The 15,119-nt window shown below is 63.5% G+C and carries 12 protein-coding genes; 5 read left to right on the top strand and 7 right to left on the bottom strand.

All coding sequences use genetic code 11. From position 1 onward, the window contains the following. Positions 1–21: 21 nt before the first annotated feature. The gene (locus NKI59_RS08260; RefSeq protein WP_352703489.1) at positions 22–1,278 is read left to right on the top strand and encodes an Hsp70 family protein; all 1,257 of its coding nucleotides are present in this window, start codon (positions 22–24) and stop codon (positions 1,276–1,278) included. Between the two features lie 5 nt (positions 1,279–1,283). Here the strand turns inward: NKI59_RS08260 and NKI59_RS08255 are convergent, their stop codons facing one another. Next, positions 1,284–2,186, bottom strand: a complete 903-nt coding sequence (locus NKI59_RS08255) for a LysR substrate-binding domain-containing protein (protein WP_352703486.1) — start codon at positions 2,184–2,186, stop codon at positions 1,284–1,286. A gap of 279 nt (positions 2,187–2,465) precedes the next feature. Between NKI59_RS08255 and NKI59_RS08250 the strand changes: the two genes are divergently transcribed. Genes NKI59_RS08250 through NKI59_RS08240 form a run of 3 tightly spaced genes read left to right on the top strand, consistent with a single transcriptional unit; the run spans position 2,466 to position 7,074 of the window. Continuing rightward, complete coding sequence (locus NKI59_RS08250; protein WP_352703484.1) at positions 2,466–5,396, top strand: molybdopterin oxidoreductase family protein; 2,931 nt, start codon at positions 2,466–2,468, stop codon at positions 5,394–5,396. Further along, positions 5,393–6,127, top strand: a complete 735-nt coding sequence (locus tag NKI59_RS08245; protein WP_352703482.1) for a 4Fe-4S dicluster domain-containing protein — start codon at positions 5,393–5,395, stop codon at positions 6,125–6,127. The genes NKI59_RS08250 and NKI59_RS08245 overlap by 4 nt, the downstream gene beginning before the upstream one ends. Positions 6,128–6,138: 11 nt before the next feature. After that, a complete protein-coding gene (locus NKI59_RS08240) occupies positions 6,139–7,074 on the top strand; it encodes a dimethyl sulfoxide reductase anchor subunit family protein (protein ID WP_352703480.1) in 936 nt (311 codons plus the stop codon). A 2-nt stretch (positions 7,075–7,076) separates the two neighbouring features. On the opposite strand, the gene pdeM is transcribed toward NKI59_RS08240, so the two are convergent. The 5 genes from pdeM to NKI59_RS08215 form a co-directional block, all read right to left on the bottom strand. Then, entirely contained in the window at positions 7,077–7,793 is a 717-nt protein-coding gene (gene pdeM / locus NKI59_RS08235) for a ligase-associated DNA damage response endonuclease PdeM (protein ID WP_352703478.1), read from the bottom strand. Further along, positions 7,790–10,312, bottom strand: coding sequence for a ligase-associated DNA damage response DEXH box helicase (locus NKI59_RS08230; protein WP_352703476.1), 2,523 nt, complete (start codon positions 10,310–10,312; stop codon positions 7,790–7,792). The genes pdeM and NKI59_RS08230 overlap by 4 nt, the downstream gene beginning before the upstream one ends. Before the next feature lie 67 nt (positions 10,313–10,379). Beyond that, positions 10,380–11,291 (bottom strand): C40 family peptidase, encoded by a 912-nt coding sequence (locus tag NKI59_RS08225; RefSeq protein WP_502898365.1) that lies wholly within the window; start codon positions 11,289–11,291, stop codon positions 10,380–10,382. Further along, positions 11,254–11,604: a MarR family winged helix-turn-helix transcriptional regulator gene (locus NKI59_RS08220; protein WP_023676939.1), complete on the bottom strand. Its 351-nt coding sequence runs from the start codon at positions 11,602–11,604 to the stop codon at positions 11,254–11,256. The genes NKI59_RS08225 and NKI59_RS08220 overlap by 38 nt, the downstream gene beginning before the upstream one ends. Before the next feature lie 68 nt (positions 11,605–11,672). After that, positions 11,673–13,037, bottom strand: coding sequence for a leucyl aminopeptidase family protein (locus NKI59_RS08215; protein WP_352703472.1), 1,365 nt, complete (start codon positions 13,035–13,037; stop codon positions 11,673–11,675). Positions 13,038–13,160: 123 nt separating this feature from the next. On the opposite strand from NKI59_RS08215, the gene NKI59_RS08210 reads away from it, so the two are divergent. Next, a complete protein-coding gene (locus NKI59_RS08210; protein WP_023676937.1) occupies positions 13,161–13,982 on the top strand; it encodes a tetratricopeptide repeat protein in 822 nt (273 codons plus the stop codon). 116 nt (positions 13,983–14,098) lie between these two features. Here NKI59_RS08210 and NKI59_RS08205 read toward each other — a convergent pair whose 3' ends face one another. Beyond that, the gene (locus tag NKI59_RS08205) at positions 14,099–15,115 is read right to left on the bottom strand and encodes a type II secretion system F family protein (RefSeq protein ID WP_023676936.1); all 1,017 of its coding nucleotides are present in this window, start codon (positions 15,113–15,115) and stop codon (positions 14,099–14,101) included. Positions 15,116–15,119 lie beyond the last annotated feature (4 nt).

Raw genomic sequence — 15,119 nt, 5'->3', positions numbered from 1 at the left:
TCAGAACTACAGGAACGCACGATGCGACCAGCATTTGCCGGTATTGACTTCGGCACTTCGAATTCCACCGTGAGCGTGGTCAGGAACGGGCAGCCGCGGCTGGTGGCGTTGGAAGACGGCCAGGTCACGCTGCCCAGTGCGGTATTCTTCAATTTCGAGGACAACCGCACCTATTTCGGGCGACGCGCCCTTGCCAACTATACGGACAGTATCGAAGGCCGCCTGATGCGCTCGTTGAAGAGCGTGCTCGGCAGCTCGCTCGCCCACGAAAAGACGCGCATCAAGGCGCGCTCGATCGGCTTCATGGAGATTGTCGGCCTGTTCGTCGGCCATCTGAAAAAGAAGCTGGAAGAAGAAGCCCATGACGCGGTCGACAGCGTCGTGCTGGGACGGCCCGTGCAGTTCGTCGACGACGATGCCGAGGCCGACGCCAAGGCGGAGCACGAACTCGAAAATGCCGCTCGTGCCCACGGCTTCAAGCACATCGCCTTCCAGTTCGAACCGATTGCCGCGGCACTCGACTACGAACAAAAGGTGACGCGCGAGGAACTGGCATTGATCGTCGACATGGGCGGCGGCACGTCCGACTTCTCGATCGTGCGGGTCTCGCCTGAGCGCGCCCGCTCGCTTGACCGCAAGGACGACATCCTGGCCAGCCGCGGCATCCATATCGGCGGCACCGACTTCGACCGGCTGTTGAGCATCGCCCATGTGATGCCGCAGCTCGGCCATCTCTCACCGACCAAGGATGGCAAACGTAATCTGCCGGCGAGCTACTTCATCGACCTGGCGACGTGGCAGCGCATCAACCTGGTCTATACCGCAAGGGCGATGACGCATCTGCGCCAGATCCGCTACGAGGCAGAGCGCGCAGACCTGGTCGACCGCTTCATCCACATCGTCGAGCATCGTTACGGCCACGCGCTGGCGGCGCTGGTCGAAAAGGCCAAGATCGAGCTGACGGACCGATCGTCGGCCGATGTCAAGGTCGCGCTGCCGGAGGTGAGGTTCACGGCAGAAATCACGCGCAAGAGTCTCGAAGCCACCATAGCCAGGGATATTGAGCGCGTTGCAGCTACCGTCGAGCAAACCGTCCGCGACGCACAGGTGAAGGCCTCGGATATCACCGCGGTGTTCTTGACCGGCGGATCGACCGCGATCCCGCTGGCCAGGCAGCAGATCCTGGCGCTGGTGCCGCAGGCGTCGGTAATCGAAGGCGATGTGTTCGGCTCGGTCGGGCTTGGGCTGGCGCTCGACGCGCAGCGGAAGTTCGGCTGATCGGCTTAAGGCGGCGCGGATATCTCAGCTTTGCCGCCGAGATGCGCCTTGAGCGCCATCTGGGCCAGGCTTGGCTGCCGGTCGCGATGCGTGATCATGGCAAATTCGCGCTTCGGCAGATCGATCGGCACGGAACGCAGACTGCCTTCGGCGACTGCGCGCGCGACGACGAGTTCCGAAATGATGCTGGCGCCGGCGCCGGCCTCGACCGCCTGGCGAATAGCCTCATTGCTCGGCAATACCAGGAATATCTGCAGGTCCGCGAACGAAATCCCGTCGCGTCGGGCAAGGTCCTCCAGCGCCTCGCGCGTGCCCGACCCGCCTTCGCGAATGATCCAGCGAAGCCCGCCAAGGTCGGGATGTCCAGGCGAAACTTCTGCGATCTCAGGGTGCGAGCGCGCCACGACCAGCATCATGCGATCGATATCGACCTTGGCACGGCGCAAAATGTCGGATTCGGTGCGCCCCTCGACCAGGCCAAAATCGGCTGCGCCATCAAGTACATTGGTCTCGACCTGCCTGGTGTTGCCAATGCTCACGCTCAGCCTGACGGCAGGATAGGCTTCGTGGAAAGAGGCGAGCCGGCGCGGCAGCCAATAACTGGCGATGGTCTGGCTGGCAGCGATCGAGAGACTGCCTGATATCGTCTGCGCGACATGCTCCAGCACATTGTGGGCGGCCGCAGTCCGCTCGAGGACCGCCTTGGCCTCGGGCAAGAATCGGCGTCCGGTCTCGGCGAGCTCGATATTGCGGCCCACTCGGTTGAACAACTGGACGCCGTGCTGCTGTTCGAGCGAGCGGATGGCGGCCGACGCGGCCGACTGTGAGATGCCCAGCAACTCGGCCGCTTTGGTCATGTGCGCCCGTTCGGCGACGGCGACGAAGATCCGCAACTGGTCCAGGGTCATTCCGACACTAAGAAGCAAATCCGATTGGAATTACAAGAGCAAGTTGTTAGACGGATCGGTCGCTTTGTTCTAAATTTTGACCCGAAATTGGAAAAAAGTCGCGCCAGAGCAGTCGAGGGTAGAATTGGTGGGGCGGTTCAAATCCGTGTTTGCGCACTGGACCCGCAGCCTGCGGCGGCGGCTCTTGGGTGAACGCTATCGGCCGGAAGAGCATTACATGCGCGGCCCCGGCCCGAAGACGAGAGCCAAGTTCGCGGAGCGCAAGAGCATCACCGGATCATGACCAACAACCTGCTGCGCGGAGCCAATTCGGCACCATCACAACGGCCGCTTGCCGATACGCGCGCGCCCGCTGAAGGCGACGGCGTCGATACGTCGCCCGATGTCTCCGACAGCGTCGCCAAGACGACTTGCTATATGTGCGCCTGCCGCTGCGGCATCGACGTCCATATCAAGGACGGCAAGGTCCGCTACATCAACGGCAACAAGGATCACCCGGTCAACCGCGGTGTGCTGTGCGGCAAGGGCAGCGCCGGCATCATGCAGCATTACAGCCCGGCCCGGCTAAAGAAGCCGCTACTGCGCACCGGCCCGCGCGGCTCGGGTGAGTTCCGCGAAATCGAGTGGGAGGAGGCCTTGTCGATCGCGACAGAACGGCTTTCGAACATCCGCCGAACCGATCCGAAGAAACTTGCCTTCTTCACCGGGCGCGACCAGTCGCAATCGCTGACCGGCTGGTGGGCGAGCCAGTTCGGCACGCCGAACTTCGCGGCCCATGGCGGTTTCTGCTCGGTGAACATGGCAGCCGGCGGCCTCTACACGATTGGCGGCTCGTTCTGGGAGTTCGGCGAGCCCGACTGGGACAACACCAAGTATTTTATGCTGTTCGGGGTTGCCGAAGACCATGATTCCAATCCGATCAAGATCGGCCTCGGCAAGCTCAAAGCGCGCGGCGCCAAGGTGGTTTCAATCAATCCCTGCCGCACCGGCTATAATGCAATTGCCGACGACTGGATCGGCATCCGGCCCGGCACCGACGGCCTGTTCGTGTTCGCCCTCATCCATGAATTGCTGAAGGCTGGCCGCATCGATCTCGAGTACCTCTTGCGCTACACCAATGCCCACATCCTGGTCGTTCAGGAGCCTGGAACTGTCGATGACGGGCTGTTCATGCGCAATGGCGACGGCAATCCGCTGGCTTGGGACAGGGTGGCGAAGATGCCTGTCAATGCCAGCGATGCCGACGCGAAGCCCGCATTGACCGGCAGCTTTCTCGTCGACGGCCGCCGCTGCGTGCCGGTCTTCCAACTCGTCGCCGACCGCTATCTGGACGAGAGCTATTCACCGGACGCCGTGGCTGACCGGTGCGGCATCTCCGCCGACACCATCCGACGCATTGCCGCAGAACTCGCCCATGTCGCCTTCGAACAGCAAATCGAATTGCCGGTGGCCTGGACGGACTGGGCTGGCCGCCGGCACGAGACCATCAAGGGCCGCCCGGTGTCGATGCATGCGATGCGCGGCATCTCGGCCCATTCGAACGGTTTTCACTCTTGCCGGGCCATTCATCTGCTTCAGGTGCTTCTCGGCACGGTGGACGTGCCGGGCGGCTTCCGCTTCAAGCCTCCCTATCCGCGGTCCGCGCCGCCGGGTCCAAAGCCCGCCGGCAAGAATGTGAAGCCGATGACACCACTCGAAGGCATGCCGCTCGGCTTCGTCTGCGGGCCGGAAGACCTGCTGATCGACGGAGGCGGCAAACCGATCCGTATCGACAAGGCCTACTCCTGGGATGCGCCGCTGGCCGCACACGGACTCATGCACACGGTCATTCGTAACGCCTGGGCCGGCGATCCCTACAAGATCGACACGCTGTTCATGTACATGTCCAACATGGCCTGGAACTCGTCGATGAACACCGTCGAGACGATGGCGATGCTGACCGATATCGATGCGTCGGACGAGTACAAGATCCCGTTCATCATCTATTCCGACGCTTATTATTCCGAGACCGTACCTTTTGCCGATCTGGTGCTGCCGGACACGACCTATCTCGAGCGTCATGACTGTATCAGTCTGCTCGACCGGCCGATCAGCCATGCCGACGGGCCGGGCGACGCTATCCGCCATCCCGTTGTCGAGCCGGATCGCGACGTCAGGGCGTTCCAGACGGTGCTGATCGAACTCGGCGCGCGGCTAAGCCTGCCCGGCTTCGTCGATGACGATGGTTCCGCCAAGTACCGCGATTATGCCGACTACATCGTCAATCACGAGCGCACGCCAGGTGTCGGTCCGCTCGCCGGCTGGCGCGGCAAGGACGGGGCCTCGATCGGCAAGGGCGAGGTCAATCCCGACCAGTTGCAGCGCTACATCGACAATGGCGGCTTCTGGCACCAGGATTTCGCCGCCGATCAGCGCTACTACAAGATGGCCAACCGCTCGTATCTCGAATTCGCTGAGAGCATGGGCTTCATGCCGAAGGCCGAGCCGATCGTCTTCCAACTCTATTCGGAGCCGATGCAGCGCTTTCGCCTTGCGGCGCGCGGCCATGGCGGGGTGCTGCCGCCGGAGGCGGAGCGCAGCCGTATCGAGACCTATATGGATCCGCTGCCGTTCTGGTACGCGCCCTTCGAAGAGGCTGCGGTCGATAGCCAAGCCTATCCGCTCCACGCGCTGACGCAGCGGCCGATGCACATGTACCATTCCTGGGGCGCGCAGAATGCGTGGCTAAGGCAGATCACCAGCCAGAACCGGCTGTTCGTGCACAATCGGACCGCCGCCAGCCTCGGGCTTGTCGATGACGACTGGGTGTGGATCGAGAGCATCAACGGCAAGGTCAAAGGACAGATCAAGCTGGTCGACGGCGTCAACGCCAATACGGTGTGGACCTGGAATGCGATCGGCAAGCGTCGCGGCAGCTGGGGGCTGAAGGATAATGCGGCCGAATCCAATCGCGGCTTTCTACTCAACCACATCATCGGCGACCAGACCTCTGCCGATGCGAATGGCAAACACTATTCGAATTCCGATCCTGTCACCGGCCAGGCGGCATGGTTCGACCTGCGCGTGCGCATCGTCAAATGCGCGCCCGAGGAAGCCGGCTTCACCGAACCGCAGTTCGAGCGGTTCCGCCAGCTGCCGGACTCTGAGCCCTCGCCCGACAAACTCAGTTTCGGCGCCGAGTTCCGCATGAAAAGAGAAGCCGCCGAATGACCTGCCTTCCCGCCCATACCGACAAGAAGCTCGGCCTGGTCATTGACCTCGACACCTGCGTCGGCTGCCAGGCCTGCGTCACCGCCTGCAAGGAATGGAACACCGGCGGCCATATGGCGCCGCTAACCGACATCGACCCCTATGGCGGCAATGTCGACGGCGTCTGGTTCAACCGCGTGCACAGTTATGAGCACATGACCGAGATGGGTGGGCGCACGGTCAATTTCCCACGCTCCTGCCTGCACTGCGAGACGCCGGCGTGCGTCACGGTCTGTCCGACCGGCGCCTCCTACAAACGGGCGTCGGATGGCATCGTGCTGGTCGACGAGGACAAGTGCATCGGTTGCAAATTGTGCAGCTGGGCCTGCCCCTATGGCGCGCGCGAGTTCGACAGCGATGTCGGCGTGATGAAGAAATGCACGCTGTGCGTCGACCGTATCTACAACGACAATCTGGCGGAAGAAGATCGCGTGCCGGCCTGCGTCGCTGCTTGCCCGACCAGCGCGCGGCATTTCGGCGATCTGGGCGATCCGGCATCGGCTATCTCGCAACTGGTGGCCGAGCGCGGCGGTGTCGATCTGATGCCGGAAATGGGCTATAAGCCAACCAACAAATATCTGCCGCCACGTGCCCACACCACCCGCGCCGCATCGGTGCCGGCGCCAGCGCTTGAAGCGGTGCGGGCCGAAGGCGGCTTCCTCGGCTGGGTCGACCGCATGCTTTCGAACTGACCCGTGCCTTCATGCATCCAGCCTTCTCTGTCGTTTTTTTCACCACGGCCACGGGCGCCGGTTACGGCCTGCTCGCGCTGCTTGGCGTGCTCGCTGGACAGGGCTTTATCCCGCCCGATTTCTGGCTTGGCCTCACCGGCATGGGGCTGGCGCTTGGCCTGATCTCGACAGGCCTGCTGTCGTCGGCCGGCCATCTCGGCCGGCCCGAACGCGCCTGGCGTGCCTTCTCGCAATGGCGTAGCTCATGGCTGTCGCGCGAAGGTGTTGCCTCGGTCGCCACCTTCGTGCCGGCGGGACTGTTCGGTATTGGCTGGGTGGTCCTCGGCCGTACGAGCGGCTGGGCGGCTGTCGCCGGGCTGCTCGCTGCCATCGGCGCGGTCGCAACCGTCTGCACCACCGGCATGATCTACGCGTCGTTGAAGCCGATTGCCCAGTGGCACACCCGCTTCACCCTGCCCGCCTACCTGGTCTTTTCGGCGATGACCGGCAGCGTACTGCTCAACGCCCTGCTGCAGGGATTTGCCGCAGGCTCGAATATGCTTCTGGCGGCTGCCCTGTTGCTGACCGCGCTCGGCTGGGGTTTGAAGCTGGCGACCTGGCGATACAATGACAGGCTGGAGATCCCGACCAACGCCAACACCGCAACCGGGCTTTCCGGCGGCACGGTGCGGTCGCTGGAATGGCCGCATACCGAGGAAAACTATCTGCTCAAGGAGATGGGTTTTCGCATTGCGCGCAAGCACAGCGCTAAACTCCGCCAGATCACGCAGGTGCTGGCCTTTGCTTTGCCCGCGTTGCTGCTGGTCGCGGCGTTCGCCTTGCCGTGGCCCTATGCGGCAGCACTGTCGATACTTGCCCCAATCGCCCAACTCGCCGGAATGCTGGTCGAGCGCTGGCTGTTCTTCGCCGAGGCCAAGCACACGGTCACTTTGTACTACGGCAGGTAGGTTCAGCCCGGCCTGAGCATCGCGTGGGAAATCGCGAAAATGCGCTGTGTGCCAAGCATATAGGCCATCAGCGTTTCGCGGCGGAACAGCCCGGCATAGGCGCGATCGAGCACGTTGAGCGAGCCGGTATAGGCGCCGAAAGCCGGCATGATCATGCGGCCGCCATCGCCGGCAAAGCAACGACGCCGCACCGAACGGCCTTGCTGCACGATGCGGGCGCAAGGATGCAGGTGGCCTGATATCTCGCCTTCCACTCTCACCGCCGAAGGCTCGTGCCGGAAGAGTAGCGAGCCTATGGCCAGCTCGCGCACGGTCTCGCCTGGCAAGTCGGCCGGCGCTTCAGGATCATGATTGCCGGCGACCCAGAACCAGTCGCGCCCGACCATCAGCCCTTCCAGCCTTTGGCGAAAGCTCGCGTGCATACGTGCGGCGCCGCCGCCATCGTGAAAACTGTCGCCCAGGCTGATAACGATCGCAGGCTGATAATCGGCGATCACCGCCTGCAGCCGGAGCAACGTCGCACCGGTGTCGTAAGGTGGGACCAGCGTGCCGCGCCTCGCCAGTGATGAGCCTTTTTCCAGATGCAGGTCGGATACGGTCAGAAGCCGGAATTCGGGAAAATAGAGCACGCCGCGACGGTCGCAGCTCGCGCGTTCGCCGGCGATACGGACAGCGCCCGCATCCGCCAGAGGCGCAGCCATGGCGAGCGCGACAGTCATTTCGTCCCCATGGCCTCCTCGACCAGCGTGGCTGCATCCATCAGCAGCGTGTCGTCGGCCTCGCCGTGCACCGGCATTTTGCCGATCTCGAGCATGATCGGCACGGCGAGCGGCGATATCTGCTCGAGGTTCTTATGCATGATTCGACCTTGGACGCGCGAGAGCATCTCGGCAAGTCTGCTGACATCCAAGAGACCGGTCGCGGCATCGGCACGCGTCGCCTGCAAAAGGATATGGTCGGGCTCGTGGCTGCGCAGCACGTCGTAGATCAGGTCAGTCGACACGGTTACCTGGCGGCCGCTCTTCTCCTGCCCCGGGTGGCGTTTCTCGATCAATCCCGAGATCAGCGCGCAATTGCGAAAGGTGCGCTTCAACAACCAACTGCCGGCGAGCCAGGCTTCGAGGTCGTCGCCCAGCATGTCCTGATCGAATAGCGCAGCCAGCGACGGTTTCTTCGCCCTGAACATATGGCCCATATCGGCCAGCGACCATATGGCAAGCGCATAGTCGGTGGCGACGAAGCCGAGCGGCTTGGCTCCCGCCCTGTCGAGGCGGCGGGTGAGCAGCATGCCGAGCGTCTGGTGCGCCAGCCTGCCCTCGAACGGATAGGCCACCAGATAGTAGCGGTTGCCGCGCGGAAAGGTCTCGATCAGCAGATCGTCGCGTTTCGGCAGCACCGACTTGTCGGCCTGGAAGCGTAGCCAGTCGGCGACCTGCTCCGGCAGCTTCTTCCAGCGCTGCGGATCGTCCAGCATGGCGCGGACCTGTTCGGCCAGGTACGTCGAAAGCGGGAATTTGCCACCACCGTAATACGGCACCTTGGCGTCGCTGCCGGGTGCATTCGAGACAAAGCACTCATTCTCGCGGATACCTTCGAAGCGCAGCACCTTGCCGGCGAACATGAAGGTGTCGCCATGCGTCAGCGTTTCGAGGAACGCCTCCTCGATCTTGCCCAGAACCCGGCCGCCACGCGACGCCGCGCCTCTGCTGCCGGCCTGGACGTAGCGGACGTTGAGCGCCGGCACTTCGATGATGGTTCCGACGTTGAGCCGGTATTGCTGGGCGACGCGAGGATTTGAGACCCGCCACAGTCCGTCCTTGTTCAACCGGATGCGGGCATAACGCTCGTAGTTCTTTAGCGCATAGCCGCCAGTGGCGACGAAATCGATGACGCGATCGAATGTCGGGCGATCGAGATCGGCATAGGGTGCTGCCGTCCGCACCTCCTCGAACAGCGCATCGGCATGGAACGGCGCACCGCAGGCACAGCCCAGCACGTGCTGCGCCAGGACGTCGAGCCCGCCATCGATCAGCGGCGGCGTATCCTGGGCACCGAGATAATTGGCGTCGAGCGCCGCCCTGCATTCCAGCACCTCGAAGCGGTTGGCCGGTATCAGGATCGCCTTAGACGGCTCGTCCATACGGTGGTTGGCGCGGCCGATGCGCTGCGCCAGCCGGCTGGCACCTTTCGGCGCGCCGACATGGACGACCAGGTCGACATCGCCCCAGTCGATGCCGAGGTCGAGCGTCGACGTGGCGACGATGGCGCGCAGGGCGTTCTCGCCCATTGCCTTTTCGACACGCCGGCGCTGCGCGACGTCGAGCGAACCGTGATGCAGTGCGATCGGCAAGGTCTCCTCGTTGACCCGCCACAACTCCTGGAACAGCAACTCCGCCTGGCTGCGCGTGTTGACGAACAGCAGAGTTGTCTTGTGGCGCTTGATCTCGTTGTAGATCTCCGGCGTTGCGTAGCGGGCCGAATGTCCCGCCCACGGCACGCGCTCCTCCGAATCGAGAATGGAGATGTCGGGCTTGGCGCCGCCAGTGACGACGATCAGTTCGGCCATCGGCCCCGGTGGATTCTGGCTGACCAGCCAGCGCCGCAATTCGTCAGGCTCGGCGACCGTCGCCGACAGGCCTATCGTCTGCAGGGCGGGCACAAACGAGCGCAGCCGGGCCAGCCCGAGCGACAGGAGATGCCCGCGCTTCGAGGTCACCAGCGAATGCAATTCGTCGAGCACGACATAGCGCAGGTCCTCGAAGAAGCGCCTGGCATCGGGCGCGGCAATCAGCAGCGCCAATTGCTCGGGCGTGGTCAGGAGAATGTCGGGCGGCGCCAGCTTCTGCCGCTGGCGCTTGTGTGCGGGCGTGTCGCCGGTGCGCGTCTCGACGGTGACCGGCAGCCCGATTTCTTCGACGGGTTTGCCGAGATTGCGCTCGATGTCGACGGCCAGCGCCTTCAGCGGCGAGATGTAGAGTGTGTGGATGCCTCGATGCGCCTGCCCCGGCCTTCTCCTCGGTCGGCCGGCCAGTTCGGTCAGCGATGGCAAGAACCCGGCCAGCGTCTTGCCGGCGCCGGTCGGGGCGATCAGCAATACCGACTGCCCACCCTGGGCTTTGGCCAGCAAATCGATCTGGTGGGCGCGCGGCGACCAGCCCTTTTCCTCAAACCATTTGACAAATGGCTCGGGCAGGACGACGGCGGCATTCTGTTGGGCAAGGCGCGGCTGCTCTGTCACGCGCCAGACGTAGCGCGGCGGCGCGCAATCGCCAAGCAGAATCAGAACAAAAGGTGATCGATTCGCGTTACGGCCGGCGAAACCAGGTCGGTCCGCCATAGAGATAGCCGATACGGGCGACCGCCTCCCTCAGTCCTTCACGCGACACCAGCATGGTGTGGCCGTTGGCGTGGATCATAGTCTCCGGATCCGTCATGATCGCGACGTGGCCTTTCCAGAAGACCAGGTCGCCGCGCCGCAACCCGGCAAAATCCGGCCCGGGGTCGAGCGGTTCACCGACGGTCGCCGCCTGCATGTCGGTGTCGCGCAGCACTTGCCTGCCAGCCATGTGCATTGCAAGTTGCACGAGACCGGAACAATCGATGCCGAAGCCGGAAACGCCGCCCCACAGATAGGGCGTGCCGAGAAACGCCTCGGCGACCGCGACGTAGTCGGGGGCAACCTCGGCGACAGGCCTGAGATGGTCAGATATGACCGCCTCGCCGGATGGCAGCAGAGCATAGTACGTGCGGCGTGTTTCAGCCGCGCCTTTCACCGTTACCGCCGATCCCATCGAGAGTTGCCCGCTGATCGGGAACCGCAAATCCGGTCCCGGATAGAGGAAAGTGCGCGGCACCGAGACAACATGTGTGGGCGCATGCTCCCGACCGCCCAGCACGGTGTCGGCGACATAGCCGACATAGCCGTCGCGCTCGGCCTGTATCCAGGCCCAGCCCTCAACGTCCTCGAAGACGAGGACGTCTTCGCCGAACAGAAGCTGGGTATCGACGCCGGCGTCCGGGCGCGGCGCCTTGCGGATGTCGGCGACGGAGGCTGATATGCGAGCCGGCCGGCCGGCGACGAAACGGTCGGCGGCGACCTCGCCTCTCAGCCTGGCGTCGGCGAGATCGGAGCGGAAGGCATGAAGGCGGGCATCCCTGGCGGTCAAATCGGCAACTCGTTTAAATGGGCAACTCTTGGGCTCTGGCAATGATAACATCGCCAAAGCGCTCGACAAAGAGCGCGCCTTCGACTGTGCGCCTGACCAGCACGTTGCGCTTGTCGAGCTCGTCGCGGTGGCGCGACACCAGTTTCAGCGCCCCCATCGTATCGAGCGCACGGGTGATCACCGGCTTGGTGACGTTGAGGCGGGCGGCTAACCCCCGCACCGTGTGCGGCGGCGGATCGAGATAGATGGTGAACAGGATCGCCGTCTGGCGCATGGTGAGATCGGGCGCGTCGTCACGCACCTCGGATAACACCACCTGTTGCCATAGTCGCAAGGCCTGGCTTGGACGCATGATAATCGACATCCGTCCAGCATGACGGAAAATTGTTTCGGTTCCGTTTCAGTCAATACCTTCGTCGGCTATGCCGAGAATCAGCCGTAGCGGTTCGAAATGACCTGCTCCAGCGCCCGGATGCCTTGCGCTTCGCCACCGGCAAGGCCGTGCGGGCGGTCGAACGGGTTCCAGGCGAAGATGTCGACATGCGCCCAGCCGGCGGTCTTTTCCACGAAGCGCTTCAGGAAAAGCGCCGCGGTGATCGAGCCGGCGAAACCGTCCGACGTGACGTTGTTGATGTTGGCCACCTTCGACGCCAGCTTGGCGTCATAGGGCTTCCACAACGGCATGCGCCATAGCGGATCCTCGACCGCAACCGAGGCGTCCGCCAGCTCGGATGCAAGCGCCTCGTCACCGGTGTAGAACGGCGGCAGGTCGGGACCGAGCGCAACACGGGCAGCGCCTGTCAGCGTCGCCATATCGACCAGCATCTGCGGCTCTTCGTCATCGGCCAAGGCCAAGGCATCGGCGAGCACCAGCCGTCCTTCGGCGTCGGTGTTGCCGATTTCGACGGTGATGCCCTTGCGGCTCACCAGCACGTCGCCTGGCCGGAAGGCGTTGCCGGCTATCGAATTCTCGACAGCCGGGATGAGCACGCGCAGCCGAACCTTCAACCCGGTGGCCATGATCATGGAAGCGAGACCCAGCACATTGGCAGCGCCGCCCATGTCCTTCTTCATCAAAAGCATGCCCGAGGACGGCTTGATGTCGAGACCGCCTGTATCGAAGCAGACGCCCTTGCCGACCAGCGTTATCTTGGGGGCATTGTTCGGCCCCCAAATCATGTCGATCAGGCGTGGCGCGTCGGCAGAAGCCCGACCGACGGCGTGGATCATCGGAAAGTTGGCGGTAAGAAGATCGTCGCCTTTGGTCACCGATATTTCCGCCTTGTGCGTCGCGGCCAAGGTCCGGGCGGCCTTCTCCAACTGCCCGGGGCCCATATCGCTGGTCGGCGTGTTAACCAGATCGCGCGCCAGGAAAATGCCATCGGCGAGGCGGCGGATGCGGGCGGCGTCGGTGCCTGCCGGCAGCGCGAGGCGAAGCGTCTTGCCTGGCTTCTTGCCGTAGCGGGTGAAGACATAGCCGCCGAGCGCCACGGCGAGTGCCGTAAGCTCCGGCTTGGCCGGTGCGGACGCAAAATGCCACTCGCCTTCGGGCAAGGCTCTCGCTAGTGCGCCGATGGCCAGTGCGCCCTCGCCATCACCGGTGCCGAACAGGGCTTCGGCAATCGCGCCGTTGTCGCCAGGCACGATCAGCGTCCTGCCGGCCTCGCCGGAAAAGCCGTTGGCCTTGGCCCAGGCGACCGACGATGGCGCAAGGCCCGCCGCCGCCAGAGCATCCTTCGCCACCAGATGGACCGGCAGCGCATTGCTCAATTCTTTCTCGACGAGTTCGACAGGCATTTCGCTGGCCTCCGGCTTCCGAGTCGGCGTTTCTTAACTCTCCGTTAGGGTTAACAGAATATTTCTGCGGGAGGAAAGATGACCTCGCAAATGGTCACGCCCATGAACGGAGCCCTGGTGCCGATGCCGACCAACCGCAGGATGAACGCCAGCGCAAATAGGCTGATCAGCACGGCGTTGATGATGGCGCTTGCCGCAGGCGTCGCTGGCTGCGGAACCAGCAAATTGACGACTGGCTCGATTTCTCGTCCAAGCGGCAAGCCGCTGGAAACAATGTCGGCGGGCGAACTGCACAACGCTACGATGGCGCTCGGCCAGTCCTATTCGAAAAACCCCAGCGACAAGCGGATCGCGACAAATTATGCCGCGGCGCTGCAGATGGACGGCGACGCAGACCAATCGCTTGCGGTGATGCGCAAGCTGGCGATCGCCCTGCCGAAGGACCGCGACGTGCTCGCCGCCTATGGCAAGGCGCTTGCCGCCAACGGACAGTTCGAACCGGCTCTCGATGCCGTGCGCCGCGCCCAGACGCCCGAATATCCTGACTGGAAACTGGTATCGGCGGAAGCTGCCATTCTGGACCAGCTCGGCCAGAAGGACGAGGCGCGCCAAGGCTATCGCAAGGCGCTTGACCTCAGGCCGAACGAACCGTCGATCCTTTCCAATCTCGGCATGTCGTACGTGCTGGAAGGTGATTTGCGCACAGCCGAAACCTATATGCGCTCAGCCGCCCAGCAGCCGAATGCAGATAGCCGCGTCCGCCAGAACCTTGCGCTGGTCGTCGGTCTGCAAGGCCGTTTCGACGAGGCCGAGAAGATCGCCTCGCAAGAGCTGTCGCAGGATCAGGCGCAGGCTAACGTCGCTTACCTTCGCCAGATGCTGGCGCAGCAGAATGCCTGGAGCCAGCTCAAGGACCAGGACAAGGCAAAGCCCGCCACCAACTGACCGCTTCGAGCGCCGAACCGGCGCGCGAATTCCGCAACATGTCTAACGCAAAGAGCCGCGGTGCACCGGCAGCGTGGCTCTGAATCGTATCAGCGTTTCTGGCAACGCCGCTGGCGCTACTCGCTGCTGGATTTCGGCTGGTCGCCAAAGATGCCGCGCTGGCTCACCTGAATGCCGGCGGGACCCAGAATGATGGCGAACAGCACCGGCAGGAAGAACAGGATCATCGGCACGGTGAGCTTCGGCGGCAGCGCGGCCGCCTTCTTCTCGGCGGCATTCATGCGCATGTCGCGGCTCTCACTGGCAAGCACCCGCAACGCATGCGCCACGGGCGTGCCGTAGCGCTCGGCCTGAACCAACGCCTGAGACACCGACCTGACGGATTCCAGGCCAGTTCGGCTTGCAAGGTTCTCATAGGCCTGCTTGCGCTCCTGCAGATAGGAAAGCTCGGCGTTTGTCAGGATGAATTCTTCCGCCAATGCCACCGATTGCGCGCCGATCTCATCGGCGACCTTGCGAAGCGCCGCTTCCACCGACATGCCGGACTCGACGCATATCAGCAACAGGTCGAGCGCGTCCGGCCACGCCATCTGAATCGATTGCTTGCGCTTGGTAGCGCGGTTGTTGACGTAGAGCACCGGCGCGTAGAATCCCGCATAGGCTACCACGATGCACACGAACAGCTTCACGAAAAGCGGCTGCTCGGGCAATCCGCCGAGCACGAACAGATACATCGCCGCCAATGCAAAGCCGATGAAGGGCAGGACGAGACGGAAGAAAAGGAAGCGCGTCAGCGGATTTTGCCCGCGAAAACCCGCCACTTTCAATTTCTGCAAGGTACCTTCATCCGCCAGCGCACGCCTGAGATCCAGGCGATCGACAATATTGCGCATGCCGACCGACTGTTCTTCGCGCAGGCCCTTGCGGCGGCGGTCGGCTTCGACTGCCAGCCGCGCGCGCTGCTTGGCGCGCAGCTCATCGCGCTCCAGCGCTACGGATTTCATGCGCGCCTTGAGCTGGTTCCCGCCAAAAGCGGGCAGCAGCGTGAAGACGGTCGCAAACACCGCGATGCCGACCAGCAGTGCGATCAGCAGGGACGGGTCGGTGAGAGTTCTGATGACGTGATCGGTCATACGC

Source organism: Mesorhizobium sp. M0598, from assembly GCF_040320865.1.
In the GTDB taxonomy this organism is placed as follows: domain Bacteria; phylum Pseudomonadota; class Alphaproteobacteria; order Rhizobiales; family Rhizobiaceae; genus Mesorhizobium.
Note: the sequence above shows the minus strand (reverse complement) of the source record. Positions and strands in the feature narration are given on the sequence as shown.

Coding starts and splice junctions, on each gene's coding strand:
- NKI59_RS08210 (WP_023676937.1), top strand. CDS start 13,161: ATGCCGACCAACCGCAGGATGAACGCCAGCGCAAATAGGCTGATCAGC.
- NKI59_RS08245 (WP_352703482.1), top strand. CDS start 5,393: ATGACCTGCCTTCCCGCCCATACCGACAAGAAGCTCGGCCTGGTCATT.
- NKI59_RS08215 (WP_352703472.1), bottom strand. CDS start 13,037: ATGCCTGTCGAACTCGTCGAGAAAGAATTGAGCAATGCGCTGCCGGTC.
- NKI59_RS08205 (WP_023676936.1), bottom strand. CDS start 15,115: ATGACCGATCACGTCATCAGAACTCTCACCGACCCGTCCCTGCTGATC.
- NKI59_RS08250 (WP_352703484.1), top strand. CDS start 2,466: ATGACCAACAACCTGCTGCGCGGAGCCAATTCGGCACCATCACAACGG.
- pdeM (WP_352703478.1), bottom strand. CDS start 7,793: ATGACTGTCGCGCTCGCCATGGCTGCGCCTCTGGCGGATGCGGGCGCT.
- NKI59_RS08225 (WP_502898365.1), bottom strand. CDS start 11,291: ATGTTATCATTGCCAGAGCCCAAGAGTTGCCCATTTAAACGAGTTGCC.
- NKI59_RS08255 (WP_352703486.1), bottom strand. CDS start 2,186: ATGACCCTGGACCAGTTGCGGATCTTCGTCGCCGTCGCCGAACGGGCG.
- NKI59_RS08260 (WP_352703489.1), top strand. CDS start 22: ATGCGACCAGCATTTGCCGGTATTGACTTCGGCACTTCGAATTCCACC.
- NKI59_RS08220 (WP_023676939.1), bottom strand. CDS start 11,604: ATGTCGATTATCATGCGTCCAAGCCAGGCCTTGCGACTATGGCAACAG.
- NKI59_RS08240 (WP_352703480.1), top strand. CDS start 6,139: ATGCATCCAGCCTTCTCTGTCGTTTTTTTCACCACGGCCACGGGCGCC.